14 protein-coding genes are annotated in these 22,435 nt (G+C 58.0%); 2 read left to right on the top strand and 12 right to left on the bottom strand.

Features of this window, described 5'->3' with window-relative positions:
* Positions 1 to 350: 350 nt before the first annotated feature.
* Positions 351 to 1,730 (bottom strand): IS1380 family transposase, encoded by a 1,380-nt coding sequence (locus ACWHY3_RS05545; RefSeq protein ID WP_448127783.1) that lies wholly within the window; start codon positions 1,728 to 1,730, stop codon positions 351 to 353.
* Positions 1,731 to 1,821: 91 nt separating this feature from the next.
* Here ACWHY3_RS05545 and ACWHY3_RS05540 point away from each other — a divergent pair, with 91 nt between their 5' ends.
* Both ACWHY3_RS05540 and ACWHY3_RS05535 read left to right on the top strand, forming a co-directional pair.
* On the top strand, positions 1,822 to 2,625 hold the full coding sequence (locus ACWHY3_RS05540) for a Hachiman antiphage defense system protein HamA (RefSeq protein WP_448127782.1): 804 nt from the start codon (positions 1,822 to 1,824) through the stop codon (positions 2,623 to 2,625).
* Positions 2,615 to 5,749, top strand: coding sequence for a DEAD/DEAH box helicase (locus ACWHY3_RS05535; RefSeq protein ID WP_448127781.1), 3,135 nt, complete (start codon positions 2,615 to 2,617; stop codon positions 5,747 to 5,749). Before ACWHY3_RS05540 ends, ACWHY3_RS05535 begins: the two co-directional genes overlap by 11 nt.
* 769 nt (positions 5,750 to 6,518) lie before the next feature.
* Here the strand turns inward: ACWHY3_RS05535 and ACWHY3_RS05530 are convergent.
* The 11 genes from ACWHY3_RS05530 to ACWHY3_RS05480 form a co-directional block, all read right to left on the bottom strand.
* Positions 6,519 to 7,517, bottom strand: coding sequence for an IS5 family transposase (locus ACWHY3_RS05530; protein ID WP_087720298.1), 999 nt, complete (start codon positions 7,515 to 7,517; stop codon positions 6,519 to 6,521).
* A gap of 161 nt (positions 7,518 to 7,678) precedes the next feature.
* A complete protein-coding gene (locus ACWHY3_RS05525) occupies positions 7,679 to 11,041 on the bottom strand; it encodes a DEAD/DEAH box helicase family protein (protein ID WP_448127780.1) in 3,363 nt (1,120 codons plus the stop codon).
* The gene (locus ACWHY3_RS05520; RefSeq protein ID WP_332778559.1) at positions 11,041 to 11,235 is read right to left on the bottom strand and encodes a hypothetical protein; all 195 of its coding nucleotides are present in this window, start codon (positions 11,233 to 11,235) and stop codon (positions 11,041 to 11,043) included. Before ACWHY3_RS05520 ends, ACWHY3_RS05525 begins: the two co-directional genes overlap by 1 nt.
* Positions 11,232 to 11,822 carry a zeta toxin family protein gene (locus ACWHY3_RS05515; protein WP_332778560.1) on the bottom strand — a complete coding sequence of 197 codons (591 nt, stop codon included), beginning with the start codon at positions 11,820 to 11,822 and terminating at the stop codon, positions 11,232 to 11,234. Before ACWHY3_RS05515 ends, ACWHY3_RS05520 begins: the two co-directional genes overlap by 4 nt.
* Positions 11,812 to 15,105 (bottom strand): DNA methyltransferase, encoded by a 3,294-nt coding sequence (locus tag ACWHY3_RS05510; protein ID WP_332778561.1) that lies wholly within the window; start codon positions 15,103 to 15,105, stop codon positions 11,812 to 11,814. The genes ACWHY3_RS05515 and ACWHY3_RS05510 overlap by 11 nt, the downstream gene beginning before the upstream one ends.
* A gap of 140 nt (positions 15,106 to 15,245) precedes the next feature.
* A complete protein-coding gene (locus tag ACWHY3_RS05505) occupies positions 15,246 to 16,097 on the bottom strand; it encodes an Abi family protein (RefSeq protein WP_332778562.1) in 852 nt (283 codons plus the stop codon).
* Between the two features lie 196 nt (positions 16,098 to 16,293).
* Positions 16,294 to 19,176, bottom strand: a complete 2,883-nt coding sequence (locus ACWHY3_RS05500) for an SNF2-related protein (RefSeq protein ID WP_448127779.1) — start codon at positions 19,174 to 19,176, stop codon at positions 16,294 to 16,296.
* A 134-nt stretch (positions 19,177 to 19,310) separates the two neighbouring features.
* Entirely contained in the window at positions 19,311 to 19,742 is a 432-nt protein-coding gene (tnpA, locus tag ACWHY3_RS05495; protein WP_087721126.1) for an IS200/IS605 family transposase, read from the bottom strand.
* 598 nt (positions 19,743 to 20,340) lie between these two features.
* On the bottom strand, positions 20,341 to 21,018 hold the full coding sequence (locus ACWHY3_RS05490; RefSeq protein WP_448127778.1) for a hypothetical protein: 678 nt from the start codon (positions 21,016 to 21,018) through the stop codon (positions 20,341 to 20,343).
* Between the two features lie 280 nt (positions 21,019 to 21,298).
* Positions 21,299 to 21,796, bottom strand: coding sequence for a RadC family protein (gene radC / locus ACWHY3_RS05485; RefSeq protein WP_448127777.1), 498 nt, complete (start codon positions 21,794 to 21,796; stop codon positions 21,299 to 21,301).
* Between the two features lie 11 nt (positions 21,797 to 21,807).
* A complete protein-coding gene (locus ACWHY3_RS05480) occupies positions 21,808 to 22,419 on the bottom strand; it encodes a lambda exonuclease family protein (RefSeq protein ID WP_448127776.1) in 612 nt (203 codons plus the stop codon).
* Positions 22,420 to 22,435 lie beyond the last annotated feature (16 nt).

Here is a 22,435-nt window from a genome sequence, read left to right as displayed (position 1 = left end):
AAACCTGCTTCAGTTAATGTGTTTCACTGTAAACTTATGCAGCGCAGTATTACAAACGAGTTCTTAGGTAGATTAGGGGTAGGTCGGTGCCAAAACCTGAATACTTAGATTGGTTAGCCCGCCTCATTCACGAGGATGCTGATTGAGCGGTCTGAAGGTCCTGGCTGGTGGCAATGCTTACCAGGATCGGCCTCTTCAGCGCGAGTGGCCGTTGAGTAATTCTTGAGCGCTGCCTTTTTCCCGCTTTCTTATAGCTCTTTGGAATCAATGGCGACCGTCCAAGCAGACGTTATCGCCGACCCCTGCTCCAGTCGCTCGCTTTCTGATGTTGTGGTGGTCTCGCAGGAGCGTCAGCTCAGTGCGGTCAGCTTCGGCAGCCCCTTCAGCAGCGTCGGCCACCACTTGTCGGCGGCGGCACCCAGATGAACGGTGATTCGCCGAGCGTGCAGTCTCAGCGTGGCGGCGACCTTCAGCACCTGCTCGCGCATCCGGCTGAGGCTCCAGCCTTGCCGGGTCTGCCGCTCCAGCAGGCAGCGCAGGCCATGCAGGACCTGGTAGGCGTAGAGGCTGAGCAGCAGGCTCACCTCGTTGCGTGCCATCACGTCCTGAACGGTGGAGGCGCCGCGATCGGTCGACGAGAGGTGCACGTCGAGCGCCGACTTCACCTCGCCCATGTGCGCCTCGGCGCTGCCGCGCTTGCGGTAGAGCGCCAGGACCTTCTCCGGCGGCCAGTCGAACTTGCCGAGGTTGGTGACCAGGAAGAAGGCATGCAGCAGCAGGTCATCGGGGCGTTCCTGCACCACCAGCACCACGCGACGCGGTGCCGACCAAGAGCCCGCTTGATACTCCAGATCGTGGCACCACTCGCGAGGCTGCTCGGGTGGCCGGCCGGGTGGCCGCTTCAGGTGCGGTGCCGCCAGTTTCTGCAGGCCGGAGTGACTGCGCAGTCGGCCCAGGTACTCGATGTCGCACTCTTCCAGGGCCTCCAGCGTCGCGTTGTCGGTGAAACCGGCGTCGATGCGCACCCGAACCTGGGCGCCGGTGCTCTCGTTGAGTCGCCGCACCAGATGCGGGATCCAGGTGTCGGCGTTCTCGGCCGGGCCGGCGTTGCCCTCGCGCAGCAGGCCGCCCACCATGTCGCCGGTTTCTGCCAGCGAGGCGACCAGCGGTGAATAGATCCGCGCGCCGTACAGGCCATGATAGGCCGAGCCGCCCTGGTGGCCGTGGACCTCGATCGGCAGGCCGTCGATGTCCAGCGTCAGCTGCTTGGGGCGCTCGCCGTTCTTCAGCGCGGTCAGGCGCCAGATCACCAGTCGCAGCAGGCCTTCGTGCACGGCATCGATATTGTCGCAGCGCCCGAGGCAGGTCAGCAGCCGCGACAGCGTGGCTTGAGAGGGCCGGTCCTGGGCCAGGGGCGTTGTCCCGCGCGCATCGCTGCAGGCCAGCTGCCAGAGCGGATCACGGCGCAGCGTGTCGGTATCGCTGAGATCGATCCAGCCCATCGCACGCTGCAGCACCAGGGTACGCAACTGGCTGGCCAGCGAATGACGGATGCGCAGCGGGTGGCGTCGATCGACCAGATTGTCTTCCAGCGCCTCAATCACGCCGCTGTTGTCGAGGGCCTCACGCAACAGCAGAGCGCCGCTGTCGCTGGTAGTGCGCTGGCCGCTCAGCTCAACACGGACAGCGCCGTTGCATGAGGGCGTCCAGGTGGATAGGCTTTCACCCATAGCGGATGGCTCTCTTGGTTCAGATTCTTGGCGGAACACACTGAATTTTCAAGAGAATACCATCCGCTATCTTCGTTTTCGGGCCGGCCTCATGAATAAGCCGGGGTTAGTTGATACTGGCGAGTGCCAAGTTACTGCTTGCGGGAGGAAGATTGAGATTTGGGAACTTAGACCGCAAGAAAATGAAGCCGTCTTATCTGCTTGGGCTGCTCACTTTCGCAATCACTATGTATCAGATGAAGATCTTCCGGCAATGGTTGATGGAACAGGCCTGACCAATGCGGAATACCTGCGTCAAACCTTGCTTCCTGACCGAACACTCACGCCTGGCCCGAGCCTCCGCTCGGGAGATTTCGGAGAAATACTGGTCGCCGACTACATCGAATATGTACTCGGATACTGGTGCCCACGAGAGCTGCGCTACCAAGAGCGCTGGAATCGCAATGACTCGACAAAAGGATGCGATGTCATCGGCTTCAAATTTGCCGTTGACGGGCAGACCAACCCCAATGATGCACTCTTTATCTTCGAGACGAAGTCCGGGATGTCGGCTACTGGCAAAAATCGATTGCAGGACGCCATCACCGATAGCGACAAAGACAAACTTCGCGAGGCCATGAGCCTCAATGCCATCAAGCAGAAGTTCGTGACGCGCGGTACAATGGATGATGCTAATCGCGTAAAACGCTTTCAGAATATGGCCGACAGGCCATTCCAACGCATCAATGGCGCCGCAGCGATACTCGACGACCTTGTGTTCAACGAAACCGACCTGACCAAATCCGACGCTTCGGTACATCATAACGCAGCGAACATCCGGCTCATTGTAATCAAGGGGCCGTCCCTGATGAAGCTAATTCACGCGCTCTATGATAGGGCGGCAGATGAAGCCTGAAGCCAGAGCTCGCAACGTCCTCTCGACCACGCGCGCCCGCGCGAAAATGCGGGAATTCCGCATCGCAGAGGGCGACTTCAACCAGCTTCCCCGTGACCCCGCCATCCTCTTTGGAATGGCAATTGCGATCCTCGGCGACGTGGCGGCCGCCATGGCAGATCAGATCGGTGGTGAACTAGCGGGCGCTTTGCAAGCCTTCCCAATGCCGCCTTGCTGGGAGGGCGAAGATGCTGACCCGCAAGCCTCGCTCCGTTTCGCGTCAATTTTTTTCGACGCCTATATCAACGCAGAGCTGGATGCCGAGCTGACGCCCGAGTTGTCGCTGCTATGCGGCGCGACTTATTACATTGAGGGAAGCGTCGGCAGCGGCGCCGTCATAGTCAGTCACATGGATCCGCCAGACCTTGAAATAGCTGGCGGGCTCGGCTTCCTCCTTTACTCGATCCTTCGGAACAGATTCGCTGCTATTGGTGTACCGCATGCCCATGAAGCGCGAACGCGAGCTCTGCTCAACGCACTGTCAGCATTCTTTCGGCTCGAGGGAGGCACCAAGCCGGTAGCTGCCGTTATCGGCGAATTACGAGACTACTTTCACGTGAACGGCTCACCGCGTGAGTTGCTTTATGCAGATGTTATCGGCGCAGTTTGTGCCCTCAAGCTGCGGAATGCGGCTCGAGCCATTCTCCCGTCTGCATCCGGCCTCAATACGGATTCATGGCGGCCAGCGCTCGCGAAGCCGCGATTCCCGATCGAGCTTTGGCCAGCCCAGCAGCGGATTGCCGATGCAGGGGTACTTGGGGGAAGATCGGCCGTTATACAGATGCCAACCAGTGCGGGTAAAACGCGCGCGACCGAGCTTATCATCCGTTCAGCCTTCCTCTCCCAGCGCGCGAACCTGGCAGTGATAGTCGCCCCGTATCGATCACTCTGCCACGATATTCGGGCTGATCTCGTCACCGCCTTCGATGGAGAGGATATGCGGCTTGATGAGGCCTCGGACTCCTATCAGTTCGACCTCACACTCGATGCCTTTTTCGCCGTCAATTCAGTGTTGATCGTCACACCGGAAAAGTTACTCTACATACTCAGACGCGCGCCCGAGCTCGCTGAGCGAATCGGCCTGATGATCTACGACGAAGGACATCAGTTCGACGGGATGGCCCGCGGGCCGACCTATGAGCTATTACTCACTTCGCTCCGCATGGCACTTCGCCCCGAAACTCAGATCATCCTGATTTCAGCCGTTATTGGTAATGCGGGCGATGTGGCTGAGTGGCTGATCGGCGACCGCGAAGCCGTCCTTGATGGCACTGGTTTGTTGCCGACGACTAAAAGTATCGCGTTCTCGAGTTGGCAGGATCAACGCGGACGTCTCGAATACGTGGCTCCCCAAGACCCGACGGAGCGCGAATTCTTCGTGCCGCGTATTATCGAGGACACTCTTCTCCAACTTCGCCCGCGTGAACGGAAAGAGCGACGCTTCCCCAAGAAAACAGGGAGCGACGTGGGCCTGTTCCTCGGTCTGCACGTCGTCCGAAATGGCAGCGTTGCCATCTTCTGCGGCCGGAAAGACAGCGTAACTAGCATCTGCAAGCGTGTGGTGGAACTGGTTGAGCGCAAATTCACGACTGACTGGCCCGAAGCATTCTCCGATACAAGGGAAGTGGAAGCCATCCACTCCCTATCCGAGCTCCAGCTTGGCGCTGACGCTCCGGCGACACAGGCGGCTCGTCTCGGCATCTTCGCACACAGTGCCAATACGCCGCATGGCATTCGCCTTGCGATCGAGCACGCCATGAAGTTTGACCGCGCCAAATTCGTGGTCTGCACATCAACTTTAGCCCAAGGTGTCAATTTCCCCCTGAAATATCTGATCGTCACCACGACTCACCAGGGGGGCGAGGGCATCCTCGTTCGCGACTTCCATAACCTAATGGGGCGTGCTGGACGGGCGGGCATGCACACCGAAGGTAGCGTCATCTTCTCGACGCCAGCTATTTACGACGAGCGGCAGCAATTCGGTCGCGGCCGAAGCAACTGGCAGGACACATTGAGATTGCTAGATGCTACCAACTCGGAACCGTCGGGCAGCTCCATCCTGGCTTTGTTCGAGCCTTATACCCAACGCGGCACCGCCATCGTGCAGGAAATCCGGCCGGAATGGTTGGATCTTGCATTCGCCGATGCTGAGAAAATCGAGGAAGTGGTGGATGCCGTACTCGCAGTCGAGCCTAACATAGGCCGCGTCGATTCCCGCAGGTTCATCGAAGGACGGGCTCGGGCCGTCCAGAACATCGCGGCCTTCCTTGTCGCAAATATGACTTTTGACGAGGGTGAAGACGCAGCAGAGCGGATCACAGAGCTTGCGGCCAACACGCTCGCCTATCACCTCGCCGGAAACGACACTAGGCTGCGGCTCATTGAGGTTTTCCGGTCTATTGGCGCATCTGTTATCACTAATACCGATGGCGATCAGCGAGCCATCATCCGGCGCTCACCCCTGCCGCCCGCCGCCGTCGCAGAGTTGCGTGCATGGCTCACCATAAATCTACCGACCCTTCAGGTGGCCGTAGCCGAGGGGCGGCTTCTAGACGAAATCGCGCCGATCACATTGCGATTCGCCTCATCACGTAAGATCACTGACATAACCAATCAGGACGTTATCCCCCAAATCCTTCGAGAATGGGTGGCCGGGAATAGCTACGCCCGCATTCTTGCAAGCCTCGTGGATATGGGTGCGCGGGTAGGTGGGCGACGTCGCAGACCCTCGGTCGAGGACGCCGTGGCGCTTTGCGAAGGCGGCTTTGGTTATGACGTTGCGATGGTCGTCGCGTCGATTGCGGATCTCGCCGAGGATTTAGACGAGGACCTGAAAAATGCTGCTTCGCTACTCCAGCGCCAGATCAAGGCAGGGCTGGCGAACCGGGCTACGCTTGCCTTCTACGAGGCAGGTTTCGCCGACCGACAAGTAGCTACATTTCTTGGAGAGCATTGGCCGCTTACGGCTGATCGCGACGCGGTCCGCGGTGCCTGTCGACAGGAAGCCACTATCCGAGGCCTACTGAACCAGCTCCCCAGTTATTTTACCGCCGTCGCAGCCGAGCTTGGCGGATGGTCGAGCTAAGCTGACCCAACAGCATAATTATAGGGTTCCCTATGTAACCCTTTTGACTCCCGCCAGGATCGACGGCGTATCGTCATCGATACTAAGTTTCACACCGATCGTGACGAGGGGCTGGTACCGAGAGGAAACCCTTCGTAGCGAATACGTGTAGCAGAAGTACGCGTAGCAACGTTCTCAGGTTGGCCGCGGGGGTACGCTTGCTGATTGCGCCAGTGGATTATTGCTGCATCCATCAATCGGGCAAACGGCCGACGAGACAGCAGTGATAGAGGGACACCACATTCGATTCGCCGCCGTGGATTTAACAGCATTGGCTGGAGAAATTCGATGGCAACTACGCTTTGTCTGAAAAATGTCTGCGCTTAACCATACGGTGTTAAAAATCGGCTCAAAATGCTCATTTACACCCCGTAAACTCCGCTTTTTCGCCGATTTTTGCCTTGTCTGGCTATCGCTCGCCGATTTTTCAGACAGAGCTTAGTGTAGTTCTGCGAGCCGGGAAGCCAGTGACTTCGGGCTTACGACGGCAAGGGCCAAATCGACATAAATAAATGGCTGGACTCGAATAACTGCTGGATAAGTTCGGGTACAGCTGAGAAAGGCGCAGTAAGTGATGAGGTAAAGAAATACTAAGGAACCACTGATCAATTCGTCTCTGAGCGGCCGAAGGGCTCAGAGGGGCATAATCACCGCGTCAGCGATCAATTTCTGACCACCTGAGGTGGTCTGTTTTCCCTGGCAGCCGGTTACCCCGGCTGCTAGGCCAGACTCAAGGCGCACTGGCCCCGTTAACTCGGCCCTTGCATCGTGTCGACAGCACCAGGTTGGCCAGCCCGAACAGGCTCAAGAGTTGCGCCTGGTTCTTGGCCAGCCCCTTGTAGCGCACCTTCCGGTAGCCAAAGAGGTTCTTGATGACATGAAACGGATGCTCGACCTTGGCGCGGATACTGGCCTTGGTCTTCTCGATCGCCAACAGCAGCGCTTTCATCGGGCTGTCGTCCATCTTCTTGATGGCGCCACGCTTGGCGGCAACACAGCACCGCGAATCCGAGGCATCCTTCTCTTCGTCGAGGTGCTTCCCCATGCCGGTGTAGCCCGCGTCGCCGTATACCCGCTTATCATCGTCCCGGACCAGAGCGCCGGCCATGGTGACATCGGCGACGTTGGCCGAGGACGCGGCGACACTGTGAGTCAGTCCGGTGACGGCATCGACGCCGATATGGGCCTTCATCCCGAAGTACCACTGGTTGCCTTTCTTGGTCTGCTTCATCTCCGGATCGCGTTGCTTGGCCTTGTTCTTCGTGGAAGGGGCAGCCGCCACGATAGTGGCGTCGACGATCGTGCCCTCGCGCATGAACAGCCCTTTCTCGGCCAAGTGGGCGTTGATCTCCTCGAAGATCCGCTGAGTCAGGGCATGCTTCTCCAGCAGATGACGGAAGCGCAGCAGCGTAGTCGCGTCCGGCACGCTCTCGATGGCCAGATCGATACCCACGAAGTCACGCATCGCCTGGCTGTCGTAGATGGCATCCTCCAGCGCCTCGTCGGCGAGCGCATACCATTGTTGCAGGAAGTAGATCCGCAGCATGCGCTCTAGGCCGATGGGCGGACGGCCGCGTTTGCCTGCTGCGTTAGGGAAGTAAGACGGCGACAGCGCGTTGATGAGTCGTTGCCAAGGCACCAGCGCCTCCATCTGGGCCAGGAACCGCTCGCGACGTGTCATCTTCTTCTTGTTGTGGTGCTCTGCCTGGGCGAAAGAGATCTGCTTCATGGGATGGCTCTGTCAGACGCTGATGGGATGACCCGATTCTACCCCGCCGGTGGCGATCAAGCAGCTGCACCGGGATTTGTGCAGCGTTTCCCTAAGAAGCGATCAGACAACCATCTGCGCCCAGAGGACGAGCAAGCCCGTCCCCTGAAGAGAATTCCCCTTCACCCAACCACAGCAGAATCAGCCACTATCTGCATCAAACTATCCAGATAGTTCGAGTCAGACATGAACAGTACGTGCTTTTCACGCAGCTCTTCTGCCGTCATTCCCCAATGACCAGTGATCCATTCGCGCGTGGTGCTTGAAGGAGCGAGAATCACACTTTCCAGCTCTACATGCTCACTCCTCAAGCGCCGCTCAACATCCTTAATACGCTCTCCGAACTCGATCTTCTCGTCCTTCGGCCCGGTGTGGCGTAGCCCATGGGGGTCGACAAAAACGATACGCTGGCGGTCGTCCTGCACATGCCAGAGGATGAAGTCGGGGTAGAACCCTCCCGCTTCGAAAAACCCAATGCCCTGCTTTACTAGATTCCGGAGCAGGTAGAGCTGCTCGCCATTCTCAGCCAGTTGCTCTTGATTGCGCTCCAGCCAGCCCTTTAAATCATTGACGAATCGATACTCACCGTCGTTCAACGCCACCGGTTCCACTCGTATCCGACTGTCCTTACCGAGATGGAGAAGCGGATTGTAGAGGTGCGCGCCGATCTGAATGGCGCTCACCCCATTGGCCTTGGATGATTGATAGACAGCCTTTTGTTGTTGCTCGATGGCATCCTTCATCTGATTGATGTCGTCGATGAGGGCCGATTCGCTACCGTCGACAATCAACTGATACTCGTTGGTGTTCGGCAGGTTGCCTCGAGCATCCTCAAGAGCCACCAGCTCCATGCGTGGTTCCAGATAGGCCCGGCGGTGATAGTTGAAGACCCTGTCCATCAACAGCGACAGTAGCTCAAGCGCCATGCTCTGGTAGCGGTGGAAGTTGTCAGCATGCAGTTTCCACTGATCATCGGGGACCAGCAGCGTATACCACACCTGGCTCTTCAGCAGTGCCGGGAATCGGCCTGCATCGATCAGCAAGTTGGCATAGCCACGGGAGCGGCGGTAGCGCTCTAGATCGCGTTCCAGGGCGGCCATGTCCATGAACAGCAGATGATCGTCATCGAAGTAGCGCTCGTGCTGCTTGGCCTGGCCAGGCTTGGCCATCACGTCTTTCACGCCAGAAGCCTGAAGACTCTCGACCCGAGGGTAGCGGTCGAGCTCGACCTTGCGCTCCTTCAGCACGATATCCGGCGTCAGACCCAGCTCATGATGGAAATCGCTGCTGACGGCATTCACAGGATGCCCGAAGCGTACTAGAGGGCCATCGCGGTGGAAGCTGTAGGCTTGCTTGGTGTCCTGCCTAACCTTGGGGCGCAACATCTTCAGCGACTTGCCGACATCCTCCATCACGTTCAGCTTTAGCGTATGGATCTCGGGCTGATCGTTGCCCGGTAGACCCTCGTCTTCCAGGAAGTCACGAAAGGTGGCCATAAAGTCGGCGCCGACGCCGAAGACATTTAGGGTTTCCAGCAGATAAAGGTGCTTGGGTGCCGTGACTGGTGCAAGCCGGCTAGAACGCATCAGGCTCATATCGCGGCCTTTCAGACGCACACCACGCCCGAACAGCTGGATGATCTGCGAGCCTTCTTTCTTACCGGTGTTCATCAACCCCATGCTGGAGACACGCCAGCTATTCCAGCCCTCGATGAACTTCTTTGAGCCGATCAGCAGGTTGACCTTTGAACTCTCTCGGTTGACCTCGGCGAAGATAGGGTTGGCCAGCTCCGACTTGCGGACCTGCAGGTGGGGGATCTTGCGGCCCTCGAGGTGCTCGGCCAGGCCCAGAGCGTCGCCCACGTTGATCAGGCCAAAGGGATTCTCCGCCTCTCCCACTTTCAGCAGTAGCTCGCCAGAATCACCGGTGATGCGATCGACGTTCAGCGTGCCGCCGCCCGGGGCATGGAAGGTATGGGTGAGGATGTCGCGGTAGAGCTCATCAACCGACGGTCCCTGAGCCTTGAGCCAGGGGAAGCTGCCCGAGAATATCTCGTTGCCTTGCTTGTCGATCAAACCGGCCGTTGCCGCGTCACCCTCAAAAACCGCGCTCAGCGCCCGACGAGCCTCATCCTTCTCCCCCAGGAACCAGGCCAGAAAGCCCAGCACCTGGGCAATATCTGAGGCGCGCTCCTTGTAGTTCTTGGCGGTCTCCTTGCTGCCGTCGTCTCTGACCACGCTAGCCCCGACGAACACCCACAGCGGAGCGGCCAGGTTCCACTGGGTCAGTTGGCCATGCTCTTCCTGGTAGTAACGCTGCTGCTGATAGAAAGCCAGCAGTGCCGCCGTGAGGTAGGTGTAGCGCTGCTGGGTCTCCTTCTCCGGCAGGTTGAAGATGCGGTAATCCTTGCCGTAACCATCCTCGTAGAAGTAGCGGTAGCCGTAATCGAAGAGGATGCTCTTGGCGTAGGTCTCCTCCACTGCCGCATCCTTGGCAGCAACTACCGCCTCCTTGAAGGTGGCCGAGTACTCGAAGGTGAAGCCACGCCCGGCCAGCTTGTTACGATGCGATAGCCAGCCCTTCTCCTCACTGGCCGAGCCCAGTCCGCGGTGACCTTCATCGACCAGCAGCAAGTTGCCATCGCCGAAGCTGTCGACCGCCATGGTCTTCTTGCCCTGCTCGATGCCGAGCTTGGTGATCTCGGTCACGGCAACACGGCTCAGCGATTTCCGCTCCCCGCTGAAGAGGTCACCACCATCCTGACTGAGGCGCTCCGCCTCCAAGCTGGAATCGCGGCACTCCAGCAGATGCTGCTCACTGAGGCGCTCGTTGGGCGTAATCAGGATGATCTGGCCATAGTCGGCGATACGGTGGTGCTCACGGGCGTAGTGACGGAACTGACGCACGTTGGTGTGCATCAGCAAGGTCTTGCCAGAGCCCGTGGCATTCTGCAGACACAGTTTATTGAGGTCATCTTCCTCATAGGAGCCAATACCGGTCTGGTAGCCTTGCCCCTGCCAGAAGCTGTTGAATCGCTCGACCTGGCGGTTGAGGCTGGCCTTGAGCGCCTCGCGGTCACGGAAGTACTCGTGAAGATATATCTCGACGAACAGCAGAGTCAGCCACTGGAAGTACTTCCAGTCGACCTCGGTCTCACGTTGCTGATTGAGGGCATCGGTATGCCTGACGATATTGGCGTCAAAGCGCTTCAGATCCTCCTCGCCGTACTTCCAGGTGGGCTGGTAGCTACCCAGCAAGGCATGGAGGTAATGATGGTGGCGGTCACCGGTCAGCCCCGGATCACTCTCCTTCAGCGTCTTGCTGAGCAACGTAATCGGACGGACTCGGCTGCCGCCGTCGCGATACTGCTCCAGCGGGTCGATGCCGAAGCACGTCAGCATCCACTGGTTGAGTACCAGCTTCTTGAGAAAGTCGCTCTTGGCACTGAGCTGATTGATCTTGGCTTGGCGTGGCTTGCGTGCCATCAATGCGACTCCCGGCCTTGATCATCCTGGTCATCCATCTGCGGTTTCGGCGCATCATCCCCTACCAGCACGGGCTTGCCGTCCTGCCATATCACTGCATACTGGCCCAGGCGCCGCTTGCGCTCCAAGGTCTCGGAGACTGCTTCACGGAGGCTGTCGAGCATGGTTTGGGTATCCGGTGTCGGCTGAGTCATGGCCGTGCCTCCTTGACGAGATCATTGTAGTGGCGGTCATCGAGAATATTGCGCCCTTGCCAGGTCTGTTCAAAGACAGGCTCTGGCGTGCCTCCAGCATTCATGAAGCAACGCGCTCGAGAGACGCAGGGTGCGTAGAGCGTCAGCAGGTTGTGCAGGCTGCGCGGGAAGCGGCGCTGGATATCCTTCAGCGGGATATTGTGGCCACCATGCGAAACGCGCTCTGCCACGCGAAGGCGCGACATCTCCACCGAGGGGAGTGCCAGGTAAACCAGCTCGACTCGCCAGCCCGTATCGAGCAGCCGCTTCACCAGGCTCAGGTAACCGCGCCCCGAAAGTGTCGTCTCGAAGGCAAAGTCCTCGCCCTCCTCTACTGCATCTTCGATCTCACGTAGGAAGATCCGGCTAGCCGCAAGCAGCTCCCGCTCCGGTGCCAAGGGCGAAAGCCCGGCGGCGATCAGGTCAGCGTTGATGAAGCGTGCGCACTTGGCCACTTGGGGCAGGTAATGAAGCGCAAACGTCGTCTTGCCGGCGCCATTGGGGCCGGCAACGATCCAGCAGGTGGGGGCGCTGGCTTCAGAGCTCATCGTCACACCCCTCCCACATACGAGCATGGAAGGTTTCTTCCAGGCTATGCACGCGACTGCGTGCGCTGCCGGTCAGGTTCAGGCCATGCGGGCCATTGATGTAGATCGAGTCGAACTCGCTGTCGGTGGTGCCGATCTTGTACTTCGCCAGCAGCGCCTCCAGCACCGCGGCGTCCTTTTCGGGATCGTCGGTCAGCTTGCGCCATACCACCAGCACCTTGGCGAGGTCCTCGTCGCTTCCCGGGATCCTGCGCACATGCCCTTCGACCTGGCGGATCCAGTAGGCGCCGTCTTCATTCTCGCGCAGGCTAACCGCCTTGAGCCGAGTGTTCTGGTCCTCCGGCAGCTCGGGGTCTTCCTCGCGCTCGAAGCGGGCGACGTAGGTGCGGGGCTTGTCGAGGTGAGTGACATGCAGGCCGATCAGCCAGTTGAACGTTTCGACCAGGTCGACGTTCGTTTCGCGAGTCTCGTCGCTGCCGGGCTGCTTGACCTTCAGCGTGTAGTCTTCAGGATCACGGAACCACTCAGTATTGAGTAGGCTTGCCGAGCCGCGGGTCTCCACGTCGAGCAGATACTTGAGGGTATAGTCACGGCGTAGCTCGGGATTTTGTTCCATCAGCGAATTGCGATGAGGGTTATCATCCAGTTCGAGGTTATTAAGGGTATCGTCGTAACTCTCAAGGCGGAGGTATTTGAAGCAGTGAGAAATAGCATCGATTTCACCATTTTTTGGTCTGCCATCTTGCCATTCTGACGCATATACAGCTTTCATGATTCTGGGCTTGAGCACTGTATCAAAATGATTACCTACCTCAACAAGAGTGTAGTGTCTACGAGCGCCCTCTTTGTTAAGAGATACTACCGCATGTCCGGTGGTTCCCGTTCCTGCAAAGAAGTCTAACACATGCCCATCTTTGGGGGAGCCAATTTTTATTACCGTCTCTGGCAAAAGCATTGGTTTTGGAAACCCGAACTCACTAAATCCTAATCGCCCGTTCTCAACAGTACCAGCCTCATTTATAAATCCCTTATCCGACCAAATAGACTTAATCTTCTTTGTTCCTTTTCTGGCTTTTTCATAAATATTCCATCCACCAGCCCTTTTTTCCTTGGCCAAAATAATGACTTTAGACCCTGACCTTATCGCAGCTAGTGTTTTTTCTTTACCCCACCGCCAACAAGACGCCTCACCTTTGCTATTTTCAGGATAAACAGCAATAAAACCTGGTCTATCATCCAAACTTATACTGGCGTAACCATTCTCATCGATGCTTTTCGGATCTACATATATGGGATAGTAAAGATTAGGACGATTGTGCCTTCCAAACTTTGGGTTTCGATTTCTCAACTCCCAAAGTTCGTAAACACCAATTTCATCAGAGAGTGAGGCACCACCCACTTCTTTTTCCACCTCTCTGATTAGTGAAAATTCAGAGAATCCATAAGCCATAACATATTCATGTGTCTTAGCCACCCTCTGATATGTTTGCCCCCTTATATTAGACCGCACAACCAACTGAGAAATAAAGTTATCCTCAGAAAAGAAGCTATCCAAGCACAATTTAAGCCTAGCGGACTCATTATCATCAACGCTTGCAAAAAAAGTTGCAGACGGCAACACTATTTTCTTTAATTGCTCAAGCTTTTGGGACAACATCGAAAGCCAGCTTGAGTGCCTATAATTATCCTTAAAAAGAAAATCATCACCACCAGTGTTATATGGAGGATCAATATAAACACAATCAAATCCCTTGGATTTTTTATCTAAAACCCGAAGCGCATCGTTATTATCAGAATTAATAGCAACACCATCGCAAGTGCTATCCAATCCTTCGATACAGGAAATCAACTCTCCCTTAACCCCTGAGGACAGTAGTCCGGTATCAGCCATCAAATAGCGGTATTTCTCTAGCCCCAGAAACCCCTCAACACTCAAAGATTTTATATCATCTGCAAGTTTTACAGTATCTAGACCATACAACCTTGACCACAAATCATGATGGGCCTCATGACCAAGAATATATTCTATAATGTCAGATCGAGCTGCAATACGATCTAGAGTAATACAGTAGTTACATTCAACAACGAACCGCCTTTTTAACCACAGCTTTTTCTGAAAATTTTCTAGCTGCGCCAGAAAGGTAATGATCTGCTTCGCGATTTTACGCAGCACCTGGATTTTCTTGAGCTGCTGCTCGACGATCAGCACACCGGCATTATCGATATCGTCTAGGCGCAGGATCTCGTTCTTGATATAGAAATCCAGCTCACGAGAAAGGAAGCCACCCAGGTCTTTGTGGATAAAATAATCCATAGTGTTGCGGGCGGTGTACTGCTGCAGGTACTTGCCAAGCAGGGTGCGCTCTTTCTGCTTGTCCGTCGGTGCCGGGGTGGCCAGCCCATCCCGGTAGGCGGCTACGCCATCGGTAAGGCGCAGCCCCGCCATGATGACCTCCTCCGCCTCCTCGAGCCGCTTCTTCTGCCAGGTGCCACTCTGGCCCATTTTCTCCGAGTCCGGCCGGTACTCGAACTGGAGCACCAGGTCGGCACCGTCCAGGCGCACCGGCTCGTTATGATGGATGATGAAGAAGCGCTCGGTGCTCTCCTTCACATCGTTGTGCTCGCCTTCGGTGGCGTCTACCACGCGGCAGTGCACCTTGAGCGCCGCATCCACTGAGTCGAAGCCCAGGCCAGCCTGTGCGGCGGAGCCCTGCAGCTTCCTCAGGGCCTCGTTGAGGTTGAAGGTGAAGTTGGCCAGCGTCTCGGAGGACTTGACGTAGTACTGGTCCTTGTTGGCCCAGTGAAGATAGACCTCACGACCATCATAGGGCACCGCATAGGGGGCGGCCCGGCTGTCATTCTCGGCGACGTGGTGCCGGCGACTCATGAAGTCGCCCTTGTCGTAGTAGCGCGAGAAGAAGCGATAGAGGTGGTCGTAGATGTCCGCCGAGGCGTTCTGCTCCTGCTTCGCGACTTCGTAAGCGGCCCGCGCCTGCTTCACCGCCGGGGCGCTATCCGGGTCCGGGGCGCCCAGCTCTTCGGCCTGACGACGCTTCTCCTCGATGTCCTGACGCATGGCGGTCAGCTGCTGCTCGCCCTGCTCGGCAAACGCCTCCTCGATGGCCTGGGCAAGATCTTCGCGGATGAATCGAGAGAGCTGGTCGCTCTTGGCGTGCATGATGCGGTAGAGCCCAAAATCCAGCTCCGGCTTATCGAGCTGGAAGAGCTCGTGAAGCAGGTCGATGAAACGTTGCTTGCGGTCGTCCGCGGTTGCTACAGCCATTGATTGGTTCTCATCAGCTTGTGTAACTGGCGAGAAGGTCCCGCCAATTCAGGCAATTAAAAGACAGCACGACCAGGCGACGAGGCCTGTCCGGTGGAAATTTATATGGTGCTGATGATACCCGGTGGAAGTGCCCGGCTCTAGGAAAGACGCCCGAGCCACGTGGGTCGCTGCAGCCAATCGTCGGGGAAGCCCATGCTTGCGGGGTTGATGGCATAGCGCTCGATCAGCTCCGCCAGCCGCTCTCGAAAGTGGTGATGGCGGCTGATCACATCAAGCAGATAGGCGAGCATCGTCAAGGTGTTGTAAAGCTTGCGCTGCGCCGATTCGTCTCTGGTCTTTACCAGGCTCTCCCCCAACGGCTGGGGGTTGCGCGGCAGCGTGAACTTCACCGTCAGCTCACGGTTCCAGACCCGGGCATGATGAGCACAGTGGTTGCGGACTACGTTCAGATGGTGGCAGAAGGAGGTCAGGATCCGCTCATCCAGGCAATAGGGCCTGGCGATGGCGTTGCGGTCATCGCTATGAGCAAGATGCTTGAGCCACTTCGAAAGCTGGCCGAAACTCATGATCTCCACCACCGCCCACACGGGCGGCAGGGGCTCATCGTAATGTGTGCGGAAGTGCTGGATGAACACCTCACGGTTACTCTGCACATCCTTGAGAAGGCCGGCCAACCCGTTCCGATAGTTCCACCGGTTGGAGTCTGTAAACAGCGAGGCCTGCATCAGCGCATGCGGTCCATGGCGGTGGCCCAGCTGATAGGCGAAGTGGCCGCGCAGCGACACCTCGATCCGTTCGATGGCATCGAGCAGCAGCAAGCGCAGCTCACGATCAAACAGATAATGATCCAGCACCGTCTCGAACTGGGTGCCCGGGCGGAAGGTATGGCTCCCGTGGTCTGCCTCGTAGGGGAGCCAGTAGGCGGCGAGTCGATAGTAGTTCAGGTGGGCCAGATAGTGCTCGGCTCGGGCTTCATCCCGGACCTGCATACCCCGCTCGCGAAGACGAGCGAGCTGATCGGCATAGCTGAGGGCAGGTTTATCGTATCTCATTGATCACACAAAAAAGTAACCCCCCATGGTGCGCTGATCTGACGGGAAGCGTGGGGGGTGTTGTTGAAGGCAAGTTTAGGCAGTTGACCCTCCAAGGTCAACCGACCACGACGACTATGGGCCATCATGCCCTTCACACCAGCTCCCAGCGGATCCTGAACAGCCGATGAGTCTGGCTCTTGCGGTGCATCTGGCGCTCCAGGGCATCGATGAGCGCGTCGCGCTTCTCCTCGATCTCGTCCTGAACGTCGAAAATCGCTTGGCGGTCGCGGCGCTGCTGCCGCTCGAGCGTCTTGAGCGCTTCCTGCGCGGCCTTCTGCTCCTCCAGGGTCTCGGCGGTGCGTGAGCGACGCTTGGCGTCCTTGATCTTGGCGCGGGTATCCTCCAACTGGGCCTCGCTGGAGGCAATCTGGTCATCGGACCAGGCCTCCAGCTTGTCGCGTTCGCGCTGGAAGTAGCTGTGGTTCTCCTCCAGCACGCGGCTAAGGGTGGCATCCAGCTGCCGCTTGGCGAGCGCAGAGAGCTCCTGAGAGGGTTCAAGGGCGCTATCGGGCATTACCTCGGCGGTCACATTGAAGAGCCGCTCACAGGCTTCCTGGTCGAGGTGAGTGCCATCGTCAGCCAGGGCAGTGAAGACCAGGTGCTCCTCGTGCTGGAAGCTGTCCAGCTCCAGCAGATTCAGTTCCAGCCAACCACGGCGAACGGTGAGCTGTTCGAGTACCGAGATTCGCAGCGGATGGTCCGATAGCTGGAAGCGTAGCGTGGCGGCTGGGGTCTCCTGGCGGCGACCGCTGTCGAGCACGTATTCGCCCAGCGGATGAGTCAGCCGGTAGACGTGAGCGTTCTCGGGCGGCTTGATGCCCTTCCCCTTGCGAATCAGCCAGTAGTCACCGGCGGTCACATTATCGACGGGAGGCGCTTCCAGGTGAAAGGTCAGACGGCCATCGTTGAATTTGGCCTGTCCCGACAGGCAGTGCCGGGTCAGCTTCCAAAACAGCTTGCCGGTGCGGTCGAGCTGGGCCTCGGCCTTGTCTCGCTGGATGCGCAGCAACTCATGAATCTGCTCGTCAAAATGCTCCAGCAGCTTGCTCTCGGTCTCACGCATGCGATCATCGATATCGGCCTCCAGCTGCTCGCGCAGCTCGGCGAAGGCCGCCTCGATGGCGTCCGGTGTGCGGCAGGTGGCGTAGATATCGGCGATGCGCTTCTCGACATCCACGCCAGACTCCAGCCGGCCGAGAATTTCATCGGAAGCACCGAACAAGCCATCGAACAGCTGGAACTTCTCGCTCAGTAGCTCGAGAACACGCTTGTCGGCCTCATTGCGCTGGTTAAGGAAGTTAACCACCACCACATCGAACTGCTGGCCGTAGCGGTGGCAGCGACCGATGCGCTGCTCCACGCGCTGAGGATTCCATGGCAGGTCGTAGTTCACCACCAGATTACAAAACTGAAGGTTGACCCCTTCGGCAGCCGCCTCGGTAGCCACCAGGATCTGCGCCTTGTCTCGGAAGTGGTCGATGATGGCGGTGCGTCGATCGATGGCGGGGCTGCCGGTAACCCGGTCACTACCGGCATGATCCGCAAGCCAGCGTTGGTAGATGCCCGTCACGCTCGGGCTGTTGTTGGTGCCGCTGAAGGTGGCGACCTGATCAGCAAAGCCGTGTCGCTCCAGAAAGCGGCTGAGGTACTCCAGGGTGCGTCGTGACTCGGTGAACACCACCGCCTTGCGAGGAGCCCCCATCTCATCCATGCGGGCAAAGCCGGTTTCCAGCGCGGTGACCAGCGCATGGGACTTGGCATCTTCATGGATGCTCCGAGCAAGGCTCAGGTACTGCTCGATTTCGGCGATCTCGCCCTGCAGCCGAGTCGGGTTGATCTCCTGGTCGGCCAGGGGCTGGGCGTCGTCCTCCTCCACTTCATCGGCTTCCGCGGCTTCCAGCAGCTCCTCATCAAGCGATTCATCGGCCAATAGCCGCTCCAGCCAGTCCTGCTCGACCTGATGCCGGTCATGCAGCGACTCCAGCCGCTGCTTTAGCGTCTCCAGCGTCTGGATGATGGCGGTGGTAGACGATGCCAGCAGCTTGCGTATGACCAGTGACACCAGATGCCGTTGGCGGGTGGGCACGCCATAGCTGTCTTCGCGTTCCAGATAGCCGGAGACCAGATGGTAGAGCCGCTGTTCATCCTGGGAGGGAGTGAAGGGGATCGTCAGCGCCTTGCGCTCGGTGTACTGCACATACTCCAGCACCTGGCGGCGCAGGGTGCGTTTGGCAAACTCCTCCAGCCGGCGTCGCAGCCCCTCGATGTCATTACCACCGCGCATAAACTGGCGGCGGAAGCTGATCGCGTCCCCAAATAGCTGGTCATCGATCACCGTGGAGAGCCCATAGAGCTCAAGCAGTGAGTTCTGCAATGGTGTGGCGGTGAGCAGCAGCTTCCGGCTGCCGGCGAAGGCCCGCTTGATGGCCTGCCCGGTGCGATGACTCTCGCGGTGAGCGTTACGCAGCTTGTGGGCCTCGTCGATCACCACCAAGTCCCAGGGGATGGTGCGCAGCTGAGGTTCCAGCTTAGCCGCGAAGTGGTAGGACATCACGCTGATGACATTTTGATCCAGCGGGTTGTAGATCCCCTGATCACGCTGCTGCTTGTAGGTGCGAGCATCCAGCACTTGGGTGGGCAGGTGGAACTTCTCGGCCAGCTCGCTCGCCCATTGCTTACGCAGGGCTGCTGGGGCAATCACTACCAACCGACGCCGACGCTCTGCCCAGTACTGGCAGATGACCAGCGCTGCTTCGATCGTCTTGCCCAGCCCCACCTCGTCGGCCAGAAGAACGCCCTTGGTCAGCGGGTTCTGCAGGGCGAACAGGGCCGCATCGATCTGGTGAGGGTTGAGATCGACTGAGGCATCGAACAGGGAGGCTGCCAACCGATCCACATCACCGCCCCGCCGCTGTCGGGTCAGCTCGTAGGCGTAGTACTTGGCGTGGTAGTCCGTAATGCGCTCTGTGGTCATCCCTGCACCCTGCTCCAGTATTAGCTATCGCCTTACTCTGTGACTTCCAGTAAGTATCCCCCGGCAAAGCCGGGGGCTTTATATTGTTAGCCCCTCAAAGGGGCAAGAATCTGAGCCGCCTGAAGGCGGCTGCCTCACATTCCAAACTTGAGCTGATCATAATGCTCATCCACCTTTTCCTGATTCCGGATATAGGCCCTTACCATTCCTTCATCAAGCCCTACTGTCGAGACGAAATAACCTCTCGCCCAGAAGCTTTCACCAGAGAAATTTCGCGATCTGCCCATGAAATTTCTGGCTATAGATATCGCACTCTTACCTTTGATGTAGCCAACCACATGTGACACCGAGTGCTTCGGAGGGATGCTGATACACATGTGAACGTGATCACGCATCAGGTGCCCCTCTACGATCTGGCACTCCTTCTGTCTTGCCAGCTCATGGAACACCTCACCAAGGTGTTTTCGGATACCACCAAAGATCGCCTTCTTTCGCTTTTTGGGGATGAACACGACATGATACCTGCAGTTCCATGTTGTGTGAGCAAGACTCTGGTACTCTCTCATTGGGAACTTCCTATCTCTTGGCCGAGATTGGAGGTTCCCTTTGACCGCATCACACGGTCAAACCTCGGGTAGTCCCCCGGCAAAGCCGGGGGATTACCTTATTTATTCAGCGAGATCAAGGCGCCATTGGAAGCCCCCCTACAGCACACCGGTGCCGCCCTGAGGGCAGCACCGGTGCTATGACGTAATGGGGAGCTCACACACCCTACAGCTCTCCTCGCTCGGCCAACGACTCGCAGGTCGCCTTCACGCTGAACGGGCACTGGTAGCACTCGCTACCGGTGGCTGGATCGGTGGCCTGGCGATGGCCTGAGACTTTCGTCCTCTTAATAGCGGGCAGGCGGGGCGAACACCGCGCCCAGCAAGTGATCACGATAAAGCTCACGCTGCCGAATGTCGCTGAGCCTGCGGGGCGTGAGCCCGACCTACTTGGCGGGCATGGTCCAGTAGAGGCCAGGCATCTACACCTCGCAGAGGGTGCCGATATCCACAGCGTTGCCATGCAGATCAGTAGATTAGAAGGAACTCGGGAGATTAGTCACACAGATGCAGGAGTAAGATAGCCGCCGGGAATGGCGGCTATCGGATCGGCATTGCGTTAAAGTCCAAAGCGTCGGACGTACTCGGTTTTCTTCGCGATACGGGCAGTAAGCGCCGCCTCTCCATGTTGCTCAATCGCCGCTGCCCAATCCACCACCTGCGGTTTCCCCCCAGGAGAAAAAGCACCTTGCAGCGATGTCCCGAGGTATGCCTCGCTCAGATCGTTCATCAGCTCAAGGAACTCCTGCACTTGATAGTGAGGGCTGATGCCGTTTTCTTCAGCCTCCCGACGCGGCCAACGCTTCTTTTCCAACTGCAGGATGATATCCAGAAGCCTAGCAGTCGTCGTGAGCCGATTTAGCGAAAAGGCATAGGGTAGGTACTCCCCATCGAAAGACAGCGTGTGATCTTCCGTGAAGTAGTTCCAGTCACCGACGGAATGAGCAGGAACCAAGCCGGTATGTTCGGCATAGGAGACCTTTCCTTTCTGACGCCAAGGGTCTGCGTTCACGTCAGGATTTTCATATTGCTGGGAGTCGCTTTCCGGACTTGGCTGGGCTGCAGCGGCGGCAGCTTTCGACAGCGCCACAGCCTCGTGGAAGCTGGAAACGCCCAGGAATTGGTAGGCGGCGATGTCCTGGCACTTCTGCAGTTTGGCGTCGGGCAAAGACTTCTTCAAACGCTTGGCAGCGGTTTTGACCAGTTGGATCTGGTCAGGAGTGATAGTTTTTGACACAGCTGTATCCTCGAAAGATTGATGACGTTGTGCTTCCTGTTGCCCGCTGACAGAAATCTTTCGAAGTCAGGTGTATCAATAGTGCTGGTAGGTATAGTGCCTAAGCTTTGCCGATGCGGGCGGCGCGTCTCTATCAACGCAGGAAAAACATAATAAGCTCACGTAATTGTGTCAACCTTGAGCTAAACAAAAAAATAACTCCCAGCACACCGGTGCCACCCTGAGGGCAGCACCGGCGATATGAGATAATCCAAGATTGAGTCCTGCCAGTCAGTGGGCGCTACAGGTCGCCCTGCTCCGCCAGCGACACACAGCGGTCCACCCCAACCACGATATGATCAATGACCCGCACATTGATCAGGCCCAGCGCCTCTTGCAGATGCTGGGTGATACGACGATCTGCGTCGCTGGGCTCAGGATCACCTGAGGGGTGGTTGTGGACCAGGATCACCGCAGCAGCGTTGCAGGCCAGGGCCTGCTTGACCACTTCACGTGGGTAGACGCTCGCCGAGTCGATGGTGCCGCGAAACAGCTTCTCGAAGCAGATCACGCGGTGCTGGCTGTCGAGGAACAGGGCGCTGAATACCTCGTGCTCGTAGTCCTGCAGCAGCACTTGCAGGTGCTCGAACGCCAGCGCGGGCTTGGTAAGCTTGCGTCCCCTGGCTAGCCGTCGGCGAGCGAAGGCCTTGGCGATGCTCAATAGCTCCGCTTCGGTCACCGTATCAGTGATGCGATAGGTACCGGCGGCCTCGCCGGCACTCAGCTTGCGATGGTGCATTGTGTAGCTCCTCAGGCCGCCATGACCATGGTCATGCGGCGCTCCAGTTCCTCGTAGAAGGCCTCGACGCGCTCGGCGATGGTGCGGATCAGCGTCTCGTCCCGGTAGGTGCGCTTCACGAACAGCGGCATGCCTGGCCAGTAGCTGACGAAGTCGATCCACTCCCGCTCGCTGACCCACAGGCCGCCCTGACACTGAGCGACGTGCTCCTGGGGTAGCTCGTCGGCCAGCAGCAGCTCAATCTGGTACTTGGGCAGCTTGGTCTTGATCTCCACCAGGCCATTGCTGTCGACCAGGCAGTCGGGCGAGTAGCCCACCCCGTGGTTGAGGATGATGCCAACCTGCTCCAGGCGCGGTAGACCGGTGGCCTCGAAATAGAGCTCCCGAGCCACGGGCTCCAGCTCATGCCCCCGCTGGGTGTGAGCGTTGCCCTGGAAGCTGTCGGACGGCTCGCCAGTGATGCGCTCGCCGATCAGCTGGTGCATGTAACTCATCGCACCGGCACCGAAGCCTCCCGGCCCCTTGCCTTTGACCAGCAGGGTCTTCAGCTCAGACATGGTGACGATGCCCAGGCGGGCGGCATGCCACTCGGGCGTGCCCTGGTCCAGTGTCAGGATCTGCATAACGATCTCCTTCTCG

The organism is Salinicola sp. NYA28a, assembly GCF_976982775.1.
Note: the sequence above shows the minus strand (reverse complement) of the source record. Positions and strands in the feature narration are given on the sequence as shown.

Bases quoted from the DNA above. Each gene is read 5' to 3' on its own strand.
- ACWHY3_RS05520 (WP_332778559.1), bottom strand. From the start codon at position 11,235: ATGACTCAGCCGACACCGGATACCCAAACCATGCTCGACAGCCTCCGT.
- tnpA (WP_087721126.1), bottom strand. From the start codon at position 19,742: ATGAGAGAGTACCAGAGTCTTGCTCACACAACATGGAACTGCAGGTAT.
- ACWHY3_RS05500 (WP_448127779.1), bottom strand. From the start codon at position 19,176: ATGACCACAGAGCGCATTACGGACTACCACGCCAAGTACTACGCCTAC.
- radC (WP_448127777.1), bottom strand. From the start codon at position 21,796: ATGCACCATCGCAAGCTGAGTGCCGGCGAGGCCGCCGGTACCTATCGC.
- ACWHY3_RS05525 (WP_448127780.1), bottom strand. From the start codon at position 11,041: ATGGCACGCAAGCCACGCCAAGCCAAGATCAATCAGCTCAGTGCCAAG.
- ACWHY3_RS05540 (WP_448127782.1), top strand. From the start codon at position 1,822: ATGAATAAGCCGGGGTTAGTTGATACTGGCGAGTGCCAAGTTACTGCT.
- ACWHY3_RS05505 (WP_332778562.1), bottom strand. From the start codon at position 16,097: ATGCAGGTCCGGGATGAAGCCCGAGCCGAGCACTATCTGGCCCACCTG.
- ACWHY3_RS05545 (WP_448127783.1), bottom strand. From the start codon at position 1,730: ATGGGTGAAAGCCTATCCACCTGGACGCCCTCATGCAACGGCGCTGTC.
- ACWHY3_RS05530 (WP_087720298.1), bottom strand. From the start codon at position 7,517: ATGAAGCAGATCTCTTTCGCCCAGGCAGAGCACCACAACAAGAAGAAG.
- ACWHY3_RS05535 (WP_448127781.1), top strand. From the start codon at position 2,615: ATGAAGCCTGAAGCCAGAGCTCGCAACGTCCTCTCGACCACGCGCGCC.
- ACWHY3_RS05480 (WP_448127776.1), bottom strand. From the start codon at position 22,419: ATGCAGATCCTGACACTGGACCAGGGCACGCCCGAGTGGCATGCCGCC.
- ACWHY3_RS05515 (WP_332778560.1), bottom strand. From the start codon at position 11,822: ATGAGCTCTGAAGCCAGCGCCCCCACCTGCTGGATCGTTGCCGGCCCC.
- ACWHY3_RS05510 (WP_332778561.1), bottom strand. From the start codon at position 15,105: ATGGCTGTAGCAACCGCGGACGACCGCAAGCAACGTTTCATCGACCTG.